Consider the following 15,911-nt stretch of genomic DNA (forward strand, 5'->3'; position numbering starts at 1 on the left):
ACCACGTGGCTTCGCCGACGTGATCTCGGGCACGGCCTGGACGCGGGCTCCTCCCATCGCGGAAGGGGCCCGCTTTCATGGTGCGCCCGGCATGGGCGATCGCTTGGGGGTGGAAGTCCCCTGGAGGAAGAGGTGGTGCTGACTCCGAGCCGGAGGCAAGGGCGTCATCGTGAGGTGGGGTCTGGAGGAAGCCCGAGGCGAAACCCTGCACCGAGGAACACGAACCGCGTATGAGGCGGGGCGATCTGGGTGAGCCTGCCATGGAAGGTGAAGCCCGTCACCATCAACAGGGTCGTCACGTAGACGCGGCGGGCGTAGGGGGAAAGTGGTCGTTCTTACCCGGGGAGATCTGTCTGGGGTCGGTTGTGCTGTCGTTGTCGCCGCGCCGACGGGTTCGGTCGTGAGACTGGATCTGATCAGGCAGAAGTCAGCAGAGGTCGTAGTACCGGTGAGGGGAACGGACAACCAGCCGGGAAGGACCGAACGTCGAGTAGAGCCGATGAGGGTGAGGTGCTCGTGCCGGTCGCGGTGATCGCAGCCATCCCGCATGCGCGGGCCCGCTGTGGGAGGGGCCGGTGAGTTCCGGTGAGTACCGCGGTGGAGCGTAGCGGCCGGTCGGCGCCCTCGCCGGAGCCGGTGATCCCTGGCCTGGAGACGTCGTTGTGGGAGCAGATGCTCTCGCCGGCGAATCTGGGCAGGGCGTTGAGGCGTGTGGAGGCCAATCGGGGTGCGCCGGGTGTGGACGGCATGACCACGGCCGAGCTTCGGCCGTGGCTGCGTGAGCACTGGGCAAAGGTCCGGGAGGCGTTGGACGCGGGCACGTTTCGGCCGCAACCGGTGCGCCGGGTGGTGATCCCCAAGCCCGGTGGTGGGGAGCGGCTGCTGGGGGTGCCCACTGTGCTGGACCGGTTGGTCCAGCAGGCGATCGCGCAGATCCTGACGCCGATTTTCGACCCGCATTTCGCGGGCGCGTCGTTTGGGTTCCGTCCCGGCAAGTCCGCCCATCAGGCGGTGCGGGCCGCGCGGCGGTGCATCGACGACGGGCTGCGGTGGGTGGTGGATGTCGATCTGGACCGGTTCTTCGATCGGGTCAATTTCGACATGCTGATGGCGCGGGTGGCGCGCAAGGTCAACGACCGTGATGTGCTGCGGCTGATCCGGGCGTATCTGGAGGCCGGGGTGATGGTCGATGGGGTCAGGCAGGCGAGTGTGGAGGGGACCCCGCAGGGGTCGCCGCTGTCGCCGATCCTGTCGAACATCATGTTGGACGATCTGGACCGGGAGCTGTGGCGGCGCGGTCATCGGTTCGTGCGTTACGCCGATGACCTTAGGGTCTTCGTGCGGAGCAAGCGGGCCGCCCGCAGAGTGCTCGACAGCGTCACCGGCGTGGTCGAGCGGCGGTTGAAGCTCAAGGTGAACCGGGACAAGTCCTCGGTCCGGCATGCGCGGGAGGCCACGCTGCTGGGGTTCGGGTTCTACTTCACCCGCTCCGGGGTCAAGATCCGGGTCGATCCGAAGGTGATCAGTCGGTTCAAGGACCGGATCCGGGAGCTGACCGGCCGGGGGTGGAGCGTGTCGATGATCTGCAGAATCGACAGGCTCAATGCGTTCATCAGGGGGTGGATGGCCTATTTCCATCTCGCCGAGCTGTCTCAACGGCTGCGGGGGCTGGACAAGTGGCTGCACCGCCGGATGCGGCAGATCCGCTGGAAGGAATGGAAGCGCTACTCGGCCAAACGCCACAACCTGCGCAAGCTGGGCATCCCTGAGCGCACCGCGCGGGAATGGGCCATCAGCAGCAAAGGGTACTGGCGGATTGCCGGGTCGGTCGTCCTCCAGCGGGCACTGCCCGGCCTCTACTGGGATGGCCTTGGCCTGCTGGGACTACAAAGCACCTGGCACAGGCTCAGAACAACGGCTTGACGAACCGCCGGATGCGGGCCCGCATGTCCGGTGGTGTGAGAGGAGGGTCGGGCGACCCGACCCTCCTACTCGATTCCAAGTTCAACCGCGGCACGACCCAGGTCGCGACCACCAGCCCGGTCACCACCGAGGCGAGGCCGACCGGCCGTACGCACGAGGGTGCCCCCGGCTACATCCGCGATGCGAAGTCGGAGCTGTTCCTGCTCGCCGTCTCCACCATGGTGGGCGAGGACACCTTCTATGAGAAGGCCGGCGACCGCGACGAGCGCTTCCGCGCCCTCGTCCACCAGGTGGCCGTCGAGGACGGGGACTGGCTGGCCCGCTTCCTGCCGTGGCTGCGCGGCGAGGCGAACATGCGGTCCGCGCCGATCGTGGCCGCCCTGGAGGCCGTACGAGCCCGCCTGGCGGCCGGACTGCACGGCGGCAACCGCGAGCTGGTCGCCTCCGTGCTGCAGCGTGCCGACGAGCCGGGCGAGGCACTCGCGTACTGGACGTCGCGGTACGGCCGGGCCATCCCCAAGCCGGTGAAGCGCGGCGTCGCCGACGCCGTCCAGCGGCTCTACACGGAGCGGTCCCTGGCGAAGTACGACAGCGACGCCCGCGCCTTCCGCTTCGGCGACGTCATCGAGCTCGTCCATCCCGCCCCGGCCGCTGACAAGCGGCTGTGGCAGGGCGACCTGTTCGCCCACGCGCTCGACCGGCGTCACGGCCGGGACAAGCCGGTCCCGCAGTCGCTGCGCATGCTGCGCGACCGGGCCGAGCTGCTCGCCATCCCGGTCGGGGAGCGGCGCTCCGCGCTGGCCGACCCGAGCCGCCTGGCCGCCGCGGGCATCACCTGGGAGGCGCTCGCCGGCTGGCTGCAGAGCGCGATGGACGCCGATGCCTGGGCGTCGGTCATTCCCTCCATGGGCTACATGGCGCTGCTCCGGAACCTGCGCAACTTCGACGAGGCGGGCGTCGGTGACGAGCTCGCGGACCAGATCATCGCCAAGCTGACCGACCCGGAGGAGGTCGCGCGGTCGCGGCAGCTCCCGTTCCGCTTCTACTCGGCATACCGGTCGGCGCCGTCGCCGCGCTGGGGCCGGGCGCTGGACACGGCGCTGACCCTGGCCACGCGGAACGTGCCCTCGTTCCGGGGACGGACGCTCGTGCTCGTCGACACGTCGTCGTCGATGTCGTCCGGTGCGGTCTCCGCACGGTCGATGGTCACGCCGGTCCAGGCCGCCGCGCTGTTCGGCGTCACGTTGGCGGCGCGCGGCGACCAGGTCGACCTCGTGGGCTTCGCCGACGGCACGTTCCGGCACAAGATCCGGCCGGGAGCGTCGGTGCTGCGCGCGGTCGAGCGCTTCTGCGGACGGATCGGCGAGGTCGGCCACGGCACGCAGATCGCCGACGCCCTGCACAGGTCCTGGAAGGGGCATGACCGGGTGGTGATCCTCTCGGACATGCAGACCATGACGGGCCACTACGCGAGCGGGGTCACGACCGCGGTCCCGGCACATGTGCCGGTGTACGGGTTCAACCTCGTCGGATACAGGACGGCGGCGATGCCGACCGGCTCCGCCGACCGCCATGAGTTCGGCGGGTTCTCCGACGCGTGCTTCCGGCTGATCCCGCTCCTGGAGGCGGGCCGAGACGCCGGCTGGCCGTTCTAGCGACGAGGCCGCCTCGCCCGACCGTACGGCCAGGCGAGGCGGCCGTGAGAGGAGCCCGACGCGCGGCAACCCGACCACAGGCGGACACAGTGCCATGTCCTGACCCGGGGAGGGCTAACAATTCGATCTCTCCCGCCGGACCTGCCTATCGGCGGGTGGATCATCGGCTTTTGGACCGATACAGCTCGCGCCCCCCGGAGCAAGCGATGGCGTACCCGCAAGGCCCTCAGGACCCGCAGCAGTGGCACACGCAGCCAGGACAGTTCTACGGCCCGCCCCCGGGCTACGGCTCCCAGCCCCCGCAGCCGCCGAAGAAGTCGTCGAACACGGGGTTGATCGTCCTGGCGGTGATCGGCGGGCTCTGCCTGGTGCTGTTCGCCGGGTGCGCCGCACTGATCGCTCTGTCCGGCGGCAACACGCCAGAAGTCGTAACCGCCACCGCGCCTGCTGACACGACCATGGCCGAGCCTCAGCAGCAGGTTACCGAGGAGACGCAGGACCAGGCGGCCGAGGAGCAGTCGCAGCAGCAGACGACCGAGCAGTCCCAGGACCGGACGGCGGAGCAGGGCGTACTGGAACCAGCCGAAGTCGGCGGGACGCTCACCCTGGAGGGCAGGGACCCCGGGGTCAAGGTCGACGTCACCGTAACCAAGGTCGTGGAGAAAGCGACCCCCGCCAGCGATTTCCTGAAGCCGAAGTCCGGCAACCGGTACGTCGCTATCGAGTTCCGTATCAAGAACAAGGGGCGGGCCGTCTACAGCGACGCACCGTCCAACGGCGCGAAGCTGATCGACGACCAGGGGCAGCAGTACAACACCACCTATGGCGAGGTCCGCGAGGGTGTCCTCTTTGGCGCGATCACGGTCTCGCCGGGGGACATCCGGAAGGGCGTGGTGCTGTATGAGATACCGGAGTCGGTGAAACTCGCGAAGTTCCAGTTCGCGCTCAACAGCGGATTCGCAGATCAAAAGGGTGAATGGGTCCTAACGTAAGCAGAGGTAGTGAAGGCGTAGACGAAGCCGGCGTGTTTCCGCACTGCCAGGCCCAGGAGGTCCAACGTCCCCCGCGGCCCTGTCCGCAGGGTGCGGATCGGGCTCCAGGGCCGCGCAGGCCACGGCGTCGGCGACGGCCCGCGGACCACCGCCGGGGGCGAGTCGTGCGCGTGCCCGCAGCCCGAGCGCGAGTGCCGCCGTCGCCGGTATCAGCACCATGCTGCGGCCGCGGGTCGCGGGAGCGGCGGCCAGCGCCGCGACAGCCGCCGCGCCCACGGCGACGACCGGGTTGCAGCGCGGCACGCGCCGGTCCGGGTGGACCATGGCAAGCCACTGCTGCGACCCGCCCTGCCTGTAGAGCCTGCGCCACACGCTGCGCACCGACTCCGGGCCGAGCCGGGCCTGGACCATCTCGGCGTCCGGCTCGGCCCGCAGCGTGAAGCCCCGCCTGGTCAGGCGGATGCCCAGGTCCATGTCCTCGCCCCCGGCCACGGTCGGCGACGTCTCCGCGAAGCCGCCGACCGCTTCGAACGCCGTCCGTCGTAGCAGCAGGTTGGATGTGGCCGCCCACTCCAGTTCGTCACCGGCGGCCGGCCTCTTCAGGTCGCCGTGGAGCAGGGAGGACCGGCGCATGATCCGGACCACGGCCGCCGGGCTCTCCACGACGACCGTCGGGCCGGCCAGCCCGGCAGTGCCCGTCGCCACGCGGATGGTCTTGACGTACCGCCGCAGCAGGCCGGGTGAGGCGCGGCAGTCCGAGTCGACGAACAGCAGAAGATCGTGGGAGGCGTGACGAGCGCCCAGGTTACGCTTCGCCCCGACATGCCGGGGACCATGCAGATAGCGGGCATCGTGCCGTTCGCACTGCTCGCGGTGGCGCGCGGCGTCCTCCGGACCGGAGTCGTCCACCACGAGGACCTCGACGGGCTCGGGACAGCGCGCCGCCGCCGCCCGCACGCTGGCCAGCATCCGCTCGGTCGCCGCCACCCTGCCGCGGACGGGGACCACCACCGACACCCCCGGGGAGAGCGCGGATTCCCCGGTCATGCCGGCCCTCCCGTCACCGATGTCCAGCGTGACTTTCCCCGGACCGACCACGGCGCCCGTATCGGGGATTATCCCGGCTCGGGCGTCGATTCGGGATGCAGTCAGCGGCCCAGGGGGATGATCCTGCGGAACTTGCCGCTGGCCGACTGCTCCGGCGGCTCCACGGCGCGTTCCAGCGCGACGTGCTCGGCCTTGTGCTCGGCCAGGAGGCGCGAGATCTCCTCGCGTACGCTCCGCCACACGTCATCGGGGTCGGCGCCGTCCGCCTGCGTCAGCCGCACCCGCAGCGTGGCCGGCGCGCTCTGCACGACCTGGAACTGCGCGATGCCGGGGACGCGGTCCAGCAGCGTGCCGAACGCCATGGGGGAGATGCGGACGTGCCGGTCGCCGCCCGCGGGGAACTCGAGCAACTCCGCCGCGCGGCCCTGCACCTGGACAGCGGGCAGCGGGCTGCCACACGGGCAGGCGTCGGGCCGCATCAGGACGTTGTCGCCCATGTCGTAGCGGAGGATCGGCTGGATCCGGTTGGCGAGATTGCTCAACAGGACGGTGTGTGATGGCTGCCCCGGCGGGACGGGCCGTTGGTCGGCGTCGACCGGCTCCAGCACCACCCAGTCGGTGTCGAGGTGCAGCCAGTTGTGCGCGCAGCCGTAGGCGAGGAAGCCGCACTCGGTGGCGGCGTAGGCGGAGCGGACCTGGGCGTGGAACGCGGAGGCGATCCGGGTGCGGTTCTCCGCGGTCAGCGCCTCGCCGTCGGCGATGACCATCCCCGGGTGGATGTGCAGGCGGCCGGCCTCCTGCTCCCTGGCCAGCAGCCCTAGCATGCTGGAGAAGCCGGCGAGCGAGCTGGGCTTGTACCGGTTCGGCTCGGCCACCAGTTGCGGCAGCGGCTTGTCGATGGAGAACTCCCGCAGCAACCAGCCGAGCCGCGGATGGTCGCGCCGGAACCGTGCGGCCGTGGCGACGGTGGAGAAGCGCGCCATGAGCGCCTGCTTGCCGGTGACCGGGAGCCGTGCCGGGTCGTCGATGTCGTCGGGCAGCGCGCGGTGCAGCTCCCGGTAGTAGGGCGAGTGGGCGCGGGCGTAGGCCACGGCCTGCCGCGCGCGGCGACGTCGAGCCCGTACCGCGCGGCTCGCCACAGCTCGTCCTGTGACCGGCCGAGTTCGACGCTCGCCAGGCTCGCCTGCTGGACGGCGCCGATCAGGGAGCCGGTCATCGCGGCGGCGGTGACCGGATCCAGCCGGCCCGGGAACGCCTTGAGCAGTTCGCCGGCCATCCTGCGCTGCAGGTCCAGCAGCAGGTTGAGCCCCTTGGCCTGCAGCGCCGGCGTCGTCATCATCAGGCGGACCCCCGCCGACAGCTCCTCGGGTTCCTTGCGGGGCACCTCGGGGCGGCGCCGGGCGGCGTACTCCTGCACCGCCCTGACCAGCAGCTCGTCCGGGCCCTCCTGCGGTCGCGGCGCCGCCAGGGCGGCGGCGTACGGGACGTTCGACGAGGTGCCGATGCGGCCGGAGCTAGAGCTGCACCGTCAATGTCTCCGCGCCGGGAAACCCCATGCCCGTGTCAGTTCACCCGGCCCCAGATGCCGAGCAGGTCCTTGCCCGGGCGGAAACCGTGTGCCTCTGCCATGTGCGCCGCCTTCTTGAGCCCACTGGCCAGAGCAGACGGCAGGTGTGCGTCGCTTACGCCCGCGTTTCCACCCGCGGTCAAAGCCTCGATCGTCGGATCGACGCCCTGCGGGTGGCCGGCTGCCGCAAGGTCTTCGCGGACAAGAAGTCCGGTAAGAACGCCGTGCGGCGCAACACCGAGCTAGGGCGGCAATTCGCGATCCGCCGACCGTTCGCTCAGACGGGAAGTTCGGTGATGCCGAGGGCGAAGTCCACGTTTCCCACCCCGTGGTTGGCGAGGCCCACCGTGACCACGCCCGCTCCTTCCAGCCAGTGCGCCATTTTCAGGCCGCCGACGTCCAGCGGGCGCAGCCCGAGGCTCTCGATGAACGCCCCCACACGTGCCTTGGCCTGCGCGTCATCGCCGGCGATGAAGACGTCGGGCCGGCCCTTCTCCAGCACATGACGGAAGACGGTGTTGAACGCCTTCACCACGCCGGCGCCGGCCGGGGCCGCCTTGGCGACTTCCTGCGCGATCGAGGTCTCCTCGCGGTGGGCCAGCCCGTCGAAGGTCGAATTGAAGGGATTGCTGATGTCGACGATGACCTTGCCCGCGAGAGCGTCTCCATAACGGGCGATGACCGGCACGACACCGTCGTACAACAGGGCCACGATGACGATGTCCCCGGCGGGGGCGGTGCCCCATTCTCCTGTCGTGGCGCCGCCGCCGAGAGCCTTGGCCAGGTCAGCGGCCTTGGACTGATCGCGGCCCATGACTTCGACGGTGTTGCCGCCCGCTACCGCCCGCGCGCCGATGGTGCGGGCCATGTTTCCCGTGCCGATGATGCTGATGGTGCTCATGACATGTCCTGCCCTGGTGTGGTTCTCCGGTTCAGATGGCGGTGGTGCCGCCGTCGACGACGAGTTCCATGCCGTTGACGTAGCTGGAGTCGTCGGAGGCGAGGAAGAGGGCGACGCTGGCGATTTCTTCGGGGCGGCCCATCTGGCCGCGGGGGATAAGGGACTCGAACTGGCGCTTGGTGGCCTCGTCGAAGAGCTCTTCCTGCTTGGCGGTGGCGACCTGGCCGGGGGTCAGGACGTTGACGCGGATGCGGCGGTCCTTGAGCTCGTTGAGCCAGACACGTGCCCAGGCCTGCTGGACGGCCTTGCTGCCGGCGTAGACGCTCCAGCCGGGGAAGGCGCCGAGGGAGGCGTTGGAGCCGGTCATGAGGATGGAACCGCCGTCGTTGAAGAGCGGAAGGGCCTTCTGGACGGTGAACAGGGTGCCGCGGGCATTCAGGCCGAACCAGGCGTCGAACTGGGCCTCGGTGATCTCGCCGAGCAGGGCGGGCTCGCCGCCGCCGGCACTGGCCCACAGCACGTCAAGGCTGCCCTTCTCCCGCTTGACGGTGTCGTACAGGCGGTCCAGGTCGTCCAGGTCGGCGGCGTCGCCCTGGACGCCGGTGACGTTGCGGCCGATCTGCTTCACGGCCTCGTCAAGGGCCTCCTGGCGGCGGCCGGTGATGAAGACGTGCGCTCCTTCATCGACGAACAGCTTCGCGCCGGCCAGCGCCATGCCGGTGGTGCCGCCGGTGATGACCGCGACCTTGCCGTCGAGCTTTCCCATAGTCGCTTCCTCGGGTCGGTGGTGCCGTACGCACCAGGGGAGACGGTGTTATGTACACCGATCTGTGTGCTTACCGTACGGGCAGGGCGGGCGCGGCGCAAACTATGTACACCGGTCGTTACCCAGCCGGCCGTACCATGGACCCATGACGGAGTTGGAGAAGGGCCCGAAGGGCCGCCGCCGGGGCCGGGGCGCCCGCGAGCGCATCCTCAGCGCGTCGCAGCAGCTGTTCCGCGAGCAGGGCATCAACCGCACCGGCATGGACCAGCTCTGCGCGGCGGCCCAGGTGTCCAAGCGCACGGCCTACCAGCACTTCACCGGCAAGGACGAACTCGTCGCCGAATACCTGCGCCGGTTCGACCCCTCCGTTCTGTCCGGCGTGTTCGACCGCACCGACCTCACGCCCCGCGAACGGCTCCTCGCCGCCTTCGACATCCCCCCCGACACCCCCCTGTGCCCCTACATCGGCGCGGCCGTCGAACTCCACGACCCCCAGCACCCCGCATCCCAGTACGCACGCGACTACAAGAAGGCCGTCGCAGCGCGGCTCGCCGACACCGCCCGCGAAGCCGGCGCCGCCGACCCCGAACAGCTCGGCGAGCAGCTCGCGCTGCTCATCGACGGCGCCGCGGCCCGCACCCGGGTTCTCAATGCCGACGCCTTCCCCACCGCCGCCGCCATCGCCGCCGTCCTCATCGACAACGCCATCCCCACCACAGCAGGCGACCACCGGCGACGGGAGGAAGTGCCAAGCTGACTTGGCACTCCGCGGCCGGGCTGAACGCGCTGCCGGTCGCGCGGCTGCACCCGCTGGTACGCGCGACACGGGACTGACCCCCGCCGGAGCAGCCGCCGACGACCCGGCTCGACCCGGAGCCCCGCGTGCTGTTCGTGGCCGCGGGACTGTCCAGCGAGACCTTCAGTACGAGCCGACGTACGACGGGCGGGATGTGGCCGTGCAGGGCAGCAGCATGGCTCGGATAGCTTGCGAGAATTACCCATCTCCCAAGTTATCCGGCCGCGCTCGGCACGCAACGGATCATGCTTTTCGATTTTCCATTTCCAGAAATCCAGAAAATCGGTAGGCTGGGCCGCCGTGACGACCTCCGTGACCATCACCGCGTGCAAGCACTGCGGCGCGCCCATCGAGCAGCCGATCCGGCGGGGGAGGCCGCGCGAGTACTGCCCGGACGGCGACTGCCAGGCGGCGGCCAAGAGGGAGCGGGAGCTGCGCCCGGCCACACCGGGCCTGGAGGGCGCGCTGGCGCGGGTGGAAGACCTGTACGAACGCATGGAGAAGGGCCTGGCGGCGGCGATCGAGCCGCTGGCGCAGGTGCTCGCCCAGGAGCTGAGCCCGGCGGGAGTCGAGGCGAAGCTGAGCGCGATCCAGGCCGAGGCGCACACGAGCGTCGCCATCGCCCGCGCCGAGCGCGAGCAGGCGCTGGAGCAGGTGCGGCTGGCCCGCGAGGCCGCCGAGGAGGCCCGGAGGGAGGCCGAGGAGGCCCGCCGCCGTACGGAGGAGGCCTACGCCGAGCGGGACATCGCCTTCGCCGACGCGGAAACCGCCCGCGAACAGGCCCTGGCCGCGCTGCGGGAGGCGGCGAGCACCGAACGGCGGGCCAGGCAGGAGACCGACCAAGCGGTCCGCCGGGCCGAGGCCGCCGAAACCGCCCGCGAGCAGGCCGTACGCGAACTTGCCGACCGGGTGGACCGGGCCGTGGCCGAGGTCCGCCTGGCCCGGGAGCAGGCCGGGCAGGCCGTCCAGGAACGCGACGAGGCGCAGGCCGACGCGCGGGCGGCGCGGGCGGAGGCGGAGCTGGCCCGCCGCGCGCATCGTGAGGCCGAGCAGTCCAGCGCCGCCGCGCTGGCCCGCGCCCAGGCGGCCGAGGCCGAACGCGACCGCGCGGTCGCACGTGCGGAGGCCGAGCGCGACCGGGCCGTGGCGCAGGCCCACGACGAGCGTGACCGGGTGCTGGCCAGGGCCGAGGCGGCGGAGGCGGCCCGCGAGCAGGCCGTCGCGGAGGCCGCCCGGCTGCGCGCGGAGGCGGCGCAGGCCGAGGCGCGCGCGGGTGCGGCTGTCGCGACGGCCGCCCGGGCGGAGCAGGACGCCCGTGCCGCCGCGACCGAGCGGGAGCGGATCCAGGCGGAGCTGTCGCTGGAACGGGCCCGGCTGGCCGACCTGCGCGCGCAGCTCGACGTGGCCCGGGCCGAGGCGGCCCAGCTGCGCGAACGCGCGGTCGCCGCCGAGCTGCGGCTGCGCCAGGATGCTCCCGGACAACCACCCGTGCCACCACCTGGGCCGTGACGGCGCTCCGTCGTCTCCTCTGGCCGCCTGCTACGCGCTATGCCGCCGCCTCGACGGCCGAGCCCGCCGCGGCCGGCTTCCCGGTGACGCGGCGGCGCCGGACCGGCAGCCCGAACGTCGGGTTGGCGACGTTCCAGGCGGCGCCCTTGCAGATCATCTCCTTGTACACGGCGGCCGGCCGCCCGGTCAGGACCGCCCCCACCGAGCGGTCGTCGGCGGTGACGTACTGGATCAGGCCGTTCCTGCGGCCCAGCGAGATGCACTGGTTGAAGTAGCGGACCGGCACCTTCGGAAGCTTTCCGCCGGTCAGGCGCGCCACGATCGCATCGGCGGCCTGCCAGGCCGCCAGCGTGCCAGAGGCACACGACATGCGCAGCGGCTTGTTGCCCGGGCCCATCGCCAGGGCCGCGTCGCCCACGGCGTACACGTCCGGGTGCGAGACCGAGCGCATGGTCGCGTCGACCACGATCTGCCCGGTGCCGGTGATCTCCAGGGTGGTCTCCTCGGCGATCGGGTTGACCGCGAAGCCGGTGGCCCACACGGTGACCGCGGCGGGGATGGCCGCGCCGCCGGCGGTGGTGACACGGTCGGCTTCGACGCCGGTGACGGCGGTGTTCTCGTGCACGGTGATCCCGAGCGTGCCGCAGACCTTCCGCAGGTGCGCACGGCCCTTGGGCGACAGCCAGTCGCCGAGAACGCCTCCGGCGACGAGCGCGACGTCGAGGTCGGGGCGGGCCTCGGCGATCTCGGTGGCGGCCTCCAGGCCGGTGAGTCCGCCGCCGACGACGACCACGGTCTGCCCGGCGCCGAGGCCGGCCAGGCGCTCGCGCAGGCGGAGCGCCCCGGGCCGGCCGGCGATCTCGTAGGCGTGCTCCGCGACCCCGGGGACCCCCTGGGCGTTCCAGCCGCTGCCGAGGGCGTAGACGAGCGTGTCGTAGGAGAGTTCCTCGATCCCGGCGCCGGACCCGGGCGCGGTCGAGCCGGCGCCGTTCACGCCGGCGACGGTGACGCTCTTGCGGTCGGCGTCGAGGCCGGTGACCTTGGCGAGCTTCAGCTCGACGCCGGTGCCCGCGAACATCTCGCTGTACGGCCGGGGCTTGAGATCCTGGCCGGTCGCCAGCTGGTGCGTGCGGACGCGCTCGACGAAGTCGGGTTCGGCGTTGACGAGGGTGATGGCGACGTCCTCGCGGTGAAGCCGCCTGGCCAGGCGGCCGGCGGCGAGGGCTCCGGTGTATCCGCCTCCAAGAACGATGATGCGGTGCTGCATTGCCTTGCTCCTGTCTGTGCGATCTGCCACCTGAACCGGGCAGCACGCGGGTTCCTGACAGGACGGCGATGTGACGTGTCTCACACCGTGAACTCGCACCGTGAACTCGCACCGTGAACTCGCATGGTGACCCCACAGCGATGAACTCACACGGTGAGCACGGGCTCCCCGTGGTCGGCCGCGGCCCACTGGGCGGTCGCGCGTTCGAGCTTGTCCGGGTTGACCTGGCTGCGCACCCCTGCGATCCCCTCGGCGGTGACCTCCAGGCACATGATGCCGACGACCCGGCCGTCCACGACGGCCACGACGGCGGGCTCGCCGTTGGCGGTCCAGAGGTAGATCTGGGACTCGCCGCCGACCAGGGCCTGCTTGGCCTCGGCGGGTTTGAACAGGCCCCGCAGGAACTTCGCGACCGCGACGGCGCCCGTGAACGCCTTGGCGCGGGCCGGGATCTTCCCGCCGCCGTCGCCGATCGCGACGGCGTCCTCGGTGAGCAGGCCCACGAGCGGCTCGATCCGGCCCGTGGTGGCGGCGGCCAGGAACTCCTCGACGACGCGCCGGGCGGCGGCCCTGTCGGCCGAGGTGCGGGCCTTGCCGTCGGCGACGTGCTTCTTGGCGCGATGGAAGATCTGCTGGCTGGCGGCCTCGGTGATGTCGAGGATCTGGGCGATCTCCCGGTGCGGGTAGTCGAAGGCCTCCCGCAGCACGTACACCGCCCGCTCGCTGGGGGACAGGCGCTCCATGAGGGTGAGCACCGCGTAAGAGACCGATTCGCGCTGCTCGGCGGTGTCGGCCGGGCCGAGCATGGGGTCGCCGGCGAGCAGCGGCTCGGGAAGCCACTGGCCCACATAGGTCTCGCGGCGCGCCCGCGCGGAGGTGAGCTGGTTGAGGCACAGGTTGGTGAGCACCTTCGTCAGCCATGCCTCGGGGACCTCGACGTGGCCGACGTCGGCGGCCTGCCAGCGCAGGAACGTCTCCTGCACGGCGTCCTCGGCCTCACCGGCGGAGCCGAGGAGCCGGTAGGCGATGGCCTCCAGACGCGGCCTGGACGCCTCGAACCGGTCGACGTCGTTCATGGTCAAGGGCATGACCCGATCCTAGGTCGTGCCGAATCGCCACTGTGTGCGGGGCGAACTCAGGAGCAGCGCCCGGAGACGAGGGGGAGACGCAGGACGACCCGGGCGCCGCCGTCGTGCTCGGCGGCGTACAGCCGGCCGCCGTGCTCCTGGGCGATCTCCCGCGCGATGGGCAGGCCCAGCCCGCACCCGCCGGGATCCCGTGCGCTGGCCTCCTTCGAGCGGTAGCCGCGCTCGAAGACGCGTTCGCGGTCCTCCGGCGAGATGCCGGGACCGTCGTCGATGAGTTCGAAAACGGCGTCGGGAGGGTCGGCGGTGACCACGACCTCGATCGTGGACCGCGCGTGCCGCTCGGCGTTGGCCAGCAGATTGTTCAGCAGGCGGGCCAGGCGGACCGCCGAGGCGCGTACGCACACGCCGGGGTCGAGGCGGGTGCGCACGGCGGCGCCTGGGGTGTGGCGGTCCAGTTCCTCGCTGACGAAACCGGCGAGGTCGATGAGGCGCTCGTCCTCGTGGGTCTCGCTGTCCAGGCGGGCGAGGTCGAGCAGGTCGGCCACGATGTCGTTGAGCCGCTCCGCGTCGCGCAGCAGCGTGCGCAGGATCCGCTGCAGGTCGGTGCCGGGGTCGGCCAGCGCGACCTCCAGCTCGGCGAGCAGGCCCGTGATGGGGTTGCGCAGATCGTGGGAGGCGTCGTAGACCAGCCGCCGCTGCCGCTCGACGGCCTCGCGCAGCGCGGAGGTCGTCTCGCACTGCTCCAGGTGCGCCCGCCTGAGCTGATCGTTGAGGGTCTGCAGGTGCTGGGCCAGGGAGCCGTGCTCGCCGCCTCCCCCGGGGCGCCGCAGCGCGCGGACGAAGTCGGTGACCTCCTCGCTGGTGAGGACGATCATCAGGACCTCGCCGTGCGGGCCGAGCACGGGCGTGTTGACCGTGCTCCAGTAACGCTCCTCGAACACCCCGGGCCTGTCCACCGCCTCGATGTCGTACCGCTGCAGGGGCATGAAGTCGCGGCGGCAGGTGGTCAGCACCCGTTCCAGGGAGGTCTGCAGCACCGGCGGCCCCTGCTGGCCGGCGTCCTGCGGCGCGGCGGGATTGGGCGGGAATACCTCGAACAGGCAGCGGCCCAGTACGTCGCGCGCGCTGCGCCTGGCCAGGCTGAGACAGGAGTCGTTCATGTCGAGCACGGTGAAGTCGGTGGCCAGCAGGATCGACAGGGCCGGGCTCACCCGGAACACCGCCTCGTAGTCGGCCTCTGCCCTCGTGACCACGGTGCCCATCCCACACCCCGCCTTCCGGACCCCGCCGTCGGCATGACAGGCAGCCCGTCCGACACCGGTCACTGTGTCCCATCCCCTCAGGAACGCGGGTCAAGGGCGTACGGCCACGAAGGGGCGAAGGAAAAAGCGATGAACGCCGCCGCGGCCATCACGGCGGCCGTCCGTCCGCCTCACCCGCCCATCTCACCCTGCCCGGCGCCGGGCGACGGCGACGGCCGCCGCGGCGCAGACCACGGCCGGCATGACCAGCGCGTACGCCGCGCCGTGGTGTCCCTGATCGGGTACGCCGACGGTCACGAACGCGCCCGTCACGGCGACGCCGATCGTGGCGCCGCACTGCCGGGCCGCGTTGAGCAGCCCACCGGCCATGCCGGCGGTGCCCTCGGGAGCCGCGGTCACGATCAACGTGGCCAGGGCGGGCAGCGCGAACGACACACCGAAACCGGTGGCCACCAGCCCGGCCAGCAGGAACGGGTAGGAGGCGCCCGCCCAGACGGCCGCGCCGAACGCGACGCCGCCGGCCGCGAGCAGGCCGAGCCCGGCCAGCACCGGCGGCCGGGGCCCCGACCGGGCGACGATCCTGCCGGTCAGCAGCGGATTGACGGCGAAGGGCAGCGTCATGGGCAGCAGCGCCGCCCCGATCTGCCCCGGCGTCAGGCCCAGCGCCTGCTGGAAGAGCAGCGGCAGCACGAACAGCACCCCGCTCATCGCGAAGTTGACCGCCGCCCCCGCCACCAGCGCGCCGGGGACGCCGGGCGCCCGCAGCCCGACGAGCGCCCACAGCGACGGCGCGAGCGCGCTCAGCAGGCTGCCGAGGCCGAAGGCGGCGACGGCCACCCGGAACACGCGGTGCGCGCCATACCTGTCGGCCGCGGACCCGGCGGTCAGCAGCGCGGCGCCGAACACGAGGGTGTAGCCGGTCACGGTCCACTGCAGCCCGGTGACACCCCCGCCGAAGGACCGGGCGAGGTCGGGCTCGGCGACCGACAGGACGGTGGTGTCGAGCAGCACCATGAAATAGCCGAGGGCGATCCCGGCCAGCGCTCGGGTCCGGCCGGGCACCGCGGGGGGAACGGCGGGGGGAGCGGCGGAAACAGTCGACGTCACGAGGAACTCCAGGAGATAGACAACCTGGGGT

Annotated in this window: 14 protein-coding genes; 5 read left to right on the forward strand and 9 right to left on the reverse strand. The window is 71.6% G+C overall.

Annotated features, from left to right (window positions below; all coding sequences use genetic code 11):
- Nucleotides 1–585: 585 nt before the first annotated feature.
- The 3 genes from ltrA (at nt 586) to FLX08_RS31520 (ending at nt 4,570) form a co-directional block, all read left to right on the forward strand.
- Entirely contained in the window at nt 586–1,923 is a 1,338-nt protein-coding gene (gene ltrA, locus FLX08_RS31510; protein ID WP_208761781.1) for a group II intron reverse transcriptase/maturase, read from the forward strand.
- A gap of 23 nt (nt 1,924–1,946) precedes the next feature.
- Complete coding sequence (locus tag FLX08_RS31515; RefSeq protein ID WP_142623909.1) at nt 1,947–3,578, forward strand: TROVE domain-containing protein; 1,632 nt, start codon at nt 1,947–1,949, stop codon at nt 3,576–3,578.
- 206 nt (nt 3,579–3,784) lie between these two features.
- Nucleotides 3,785–4,570: a DUF4352 domain-containing protein gene (locus FLX08_RS31520; RefSeq protein WP_142623910.1), complete on the forward strand. Its 786-nt coding sequence runs from the start codon at nt 3,785–3,787 to the stop codon at nt 4,568–4,570.
- On the opposite strand, the gene FLX08_RS31525 is transcribed toward FLX08_RS31520, so the two are convergent.
- From FLX08_RS31525 to FLX08_RS31550, 5 genes are all read right to left on the reverse strand, one after another.
- Complete coding sequence (locus tag FLX08_RS31525) at nt 4,562–5,617, reverse strand: glycosyltransferase family 2 protein (RefSeq protein WP_142623911.1); 1,056 nt, start codon at nt 5,615–5,617, stop codon at nt 4,562–4,564. The genes FLX08_RS31520 and FLX08_RS31525 overlap by 9 nt on opposite strands.
- 101 nt (nt 5,618–5,718) lie before the next feature.
- Complete coding sequence (locus FLX08_RS31530; protein WP_142623912.1) at nt 5,719–6,756, reverse strand: hypothetical protein; 1,038 nt, start codon at nt 6,754–6,756, stop codon at nt 5,719–5,721.
- 424 nt (nt 6,757–7,180) lie between these two features.
- Nucleotides 7,181–7,327 (reverse strand): hypothetical protein, encoded by a 147-nt coding sequence (locus tag FLX08_RS42525; RefSeq protein WP_244313057.1) that lies wholly within the window; start codon nt 7,325–7,327, stop codon nt 7,181–7,183.
- 134 nt (nt 7,328–7,461) lie between these two features.
- Nucleotides 7,462–8,085: an NADPH-dependent F420 reductase gene (locus FLX08_RS31545; RefSeq protein WP_142623913.1), complete on the reverse strand. Its 624-nt coding sequence runs from the start codon at nt 8,083–8,085 to the stop codon at nt 7,462–7,464.
- A 31-nt stretch (nt 8,086–8,116) separates the two neighbouring features.
- The gene (locus FLX08_RS31550; protein WP_142623914.1) at nt 8,117–8,851 is read right to left on the reverse strand and encodes an SDR family NAD(P)-dependent oxidoreductase; all 735 of its coding nucleotides are present in this window, start codon (nt 8,849–8,851) and stop codon (nt 8,117–8,119) included.
- Between the two features lie 145 nt (nt 8,852–8,996).
- On the opposite strand from FLX08_RS31550, the gene FLX08_RS31555 reads away from it, so the two are divergent.
- Together FLX08_RS31555 and FLX08_RS31560 are read left to right on the forward strand one after the other, a co-directional pair.
- Nucleotides 8,997–9,608: a TetR/AcrR family transcriptional regulator gene (locus FLX08_RS31555; protein ID WP_142623915.1), complete on the forward strand. Its 612-nt coding sequence runs from the start codon at nt 8,997–8,999 to the stop codon at nt 9,606–9,608.
- Nucleotides 9,609–9,947: 339 nt separating this feature from the next.
- On the forward strand, nt 9,948–11,156 hold the full coding sequence (locus FLX08_RS31560; RefSeq protein ID WP_142623916.1) for a coiled-coil domain-containing protein: 1,209 nt from the start codon (nt 9,948–9,950) through the stop codon (nt 11,154–11,156).
- A gap of 37 nt (nt 11,157–11,193) precedes the next feature.
- Here the strand turns inward: FLX08_RS31560 and FLX08_RS31565 are convergent, their stop codons facing one another.
- From FLX08_RS31565 to FLX08_RS31580, 4 genes are all read right to left on the reverse strand, one after another.
- Nucleotides 11,194–12,423 (reverse strand): NAD(P)/FAD-dependent oxidoreductase, encoded by a 1,230-nt coding sequence (locus FLX08_RS31565; RefSeq protein WP_142623917.1) that lies wholly within the window; start codon nt 12,421–12,423, stop codon nt 11,194–11,196.
- Between the two features lie 146 nt (nt 12,424–12,569).
- Nucleotides 12,570–13,511, reverse strand: a complete 942-nt coding sequence (locus tag FLX08_RS31570; protein WP_142623918.1) for an RNA polymerase sigma-70 factor — start codon at nt 13,509–13,511, stop codon at nt 12,570–12,572.
- A gap of 47 nt (nt 13,512–13,558) precedes the next feature.
- Entirely contained in the window at nt 13,559–14,764 is a 1,206-nt protein-coding gene (locus tag FLX08_RS43080; RefSeq protein ID WP_167530641.1) for a PAS domain-containing sensor histidine kinase, read from the reverse strand.
- A 192-nt stretch (nt 14,765–14,956) separates the two neighbouring features.
- Nucleotides 14,957–15,880, reverse strand: a complete 924-nt coding sequence (locus tag FLX08_RS31580; protein WP_244313040.1) for an MFS transporter — start codon at nt 15,878–15,880, stop codon at nt 14,957–14,959.
- Between the last annotated feature and the right edge of the window lie 31 nt (nt 15,881–15,911).

This window comes from Microbispora hainanensis (genome assembly GCF_006874475.1).
Classification (GTDB): Bacteria; Actinomycetota; Actinomycetes; order Streptosporangiales; family Streptosporangiaceae; genus Microbispora; species Microbispora hainanensis.

Bases quoted from the DNA above. Each gene is read 5' to 3' on its own strand.
- FLX08_RS31545 (WP_142623913.1), bottom strand. From the start codon at position 8,085: ATGAGCACCATCAGCATCATCGGCACGGGAAACATGGCCCGCACCATC.
- FLX08_RS31555 (WP_142623915.1), top strand. From the start codon at position 8,997: ATGACGGAGTTGGAGAAGGGCCCGAAGGGCCGCCGCCGGGGCCGGGGC.
- FLX08_RS31515 (WP_142623909.1), top strand. From the start codon at position 1,947: ATGTCCGGTGGTGTGAGAGGAGGGTCGGGCGACCCGACCCTCCTACTC.
- FLX08_RS31520 (WP_142623910.1), top strand. From the start codon at position 3,785: ATGGCGTACCCGCAAGGCCCTCAGGACCCGCAGCAGTGGCACACGCAG.
- FLX08_RS31550 (WP_142623914.1), bottom strand. From the start codon at position 8,851: ATGGGAAAGCTCGACGGCAAGGTCGCGGTCATCACCGGCGGCACCACC.
- FLX08_RS31570 (WP_142623918.1), bottom strand. From the start codon at position 13,511: ATGCCCTTGACCATGAACGACGTCGACCGGTTCGAGGCGTCCAGGCCG.
- FLX08_RS31565 (WP_142623917.1), bottom strand. From the start codon at position 12,423: ATGCAGCACCGCATCATCGTTCTTGGAGGCGGATACACCGGAGCCCTC.
- FLX08_RS31525 (WP_142623911.1), bottom strand. From the start codon at position 5,617: ATGACCGGGGAATCCGCGCTCTCCCCGGGGGTGTCGGTGGTGGTCCCC.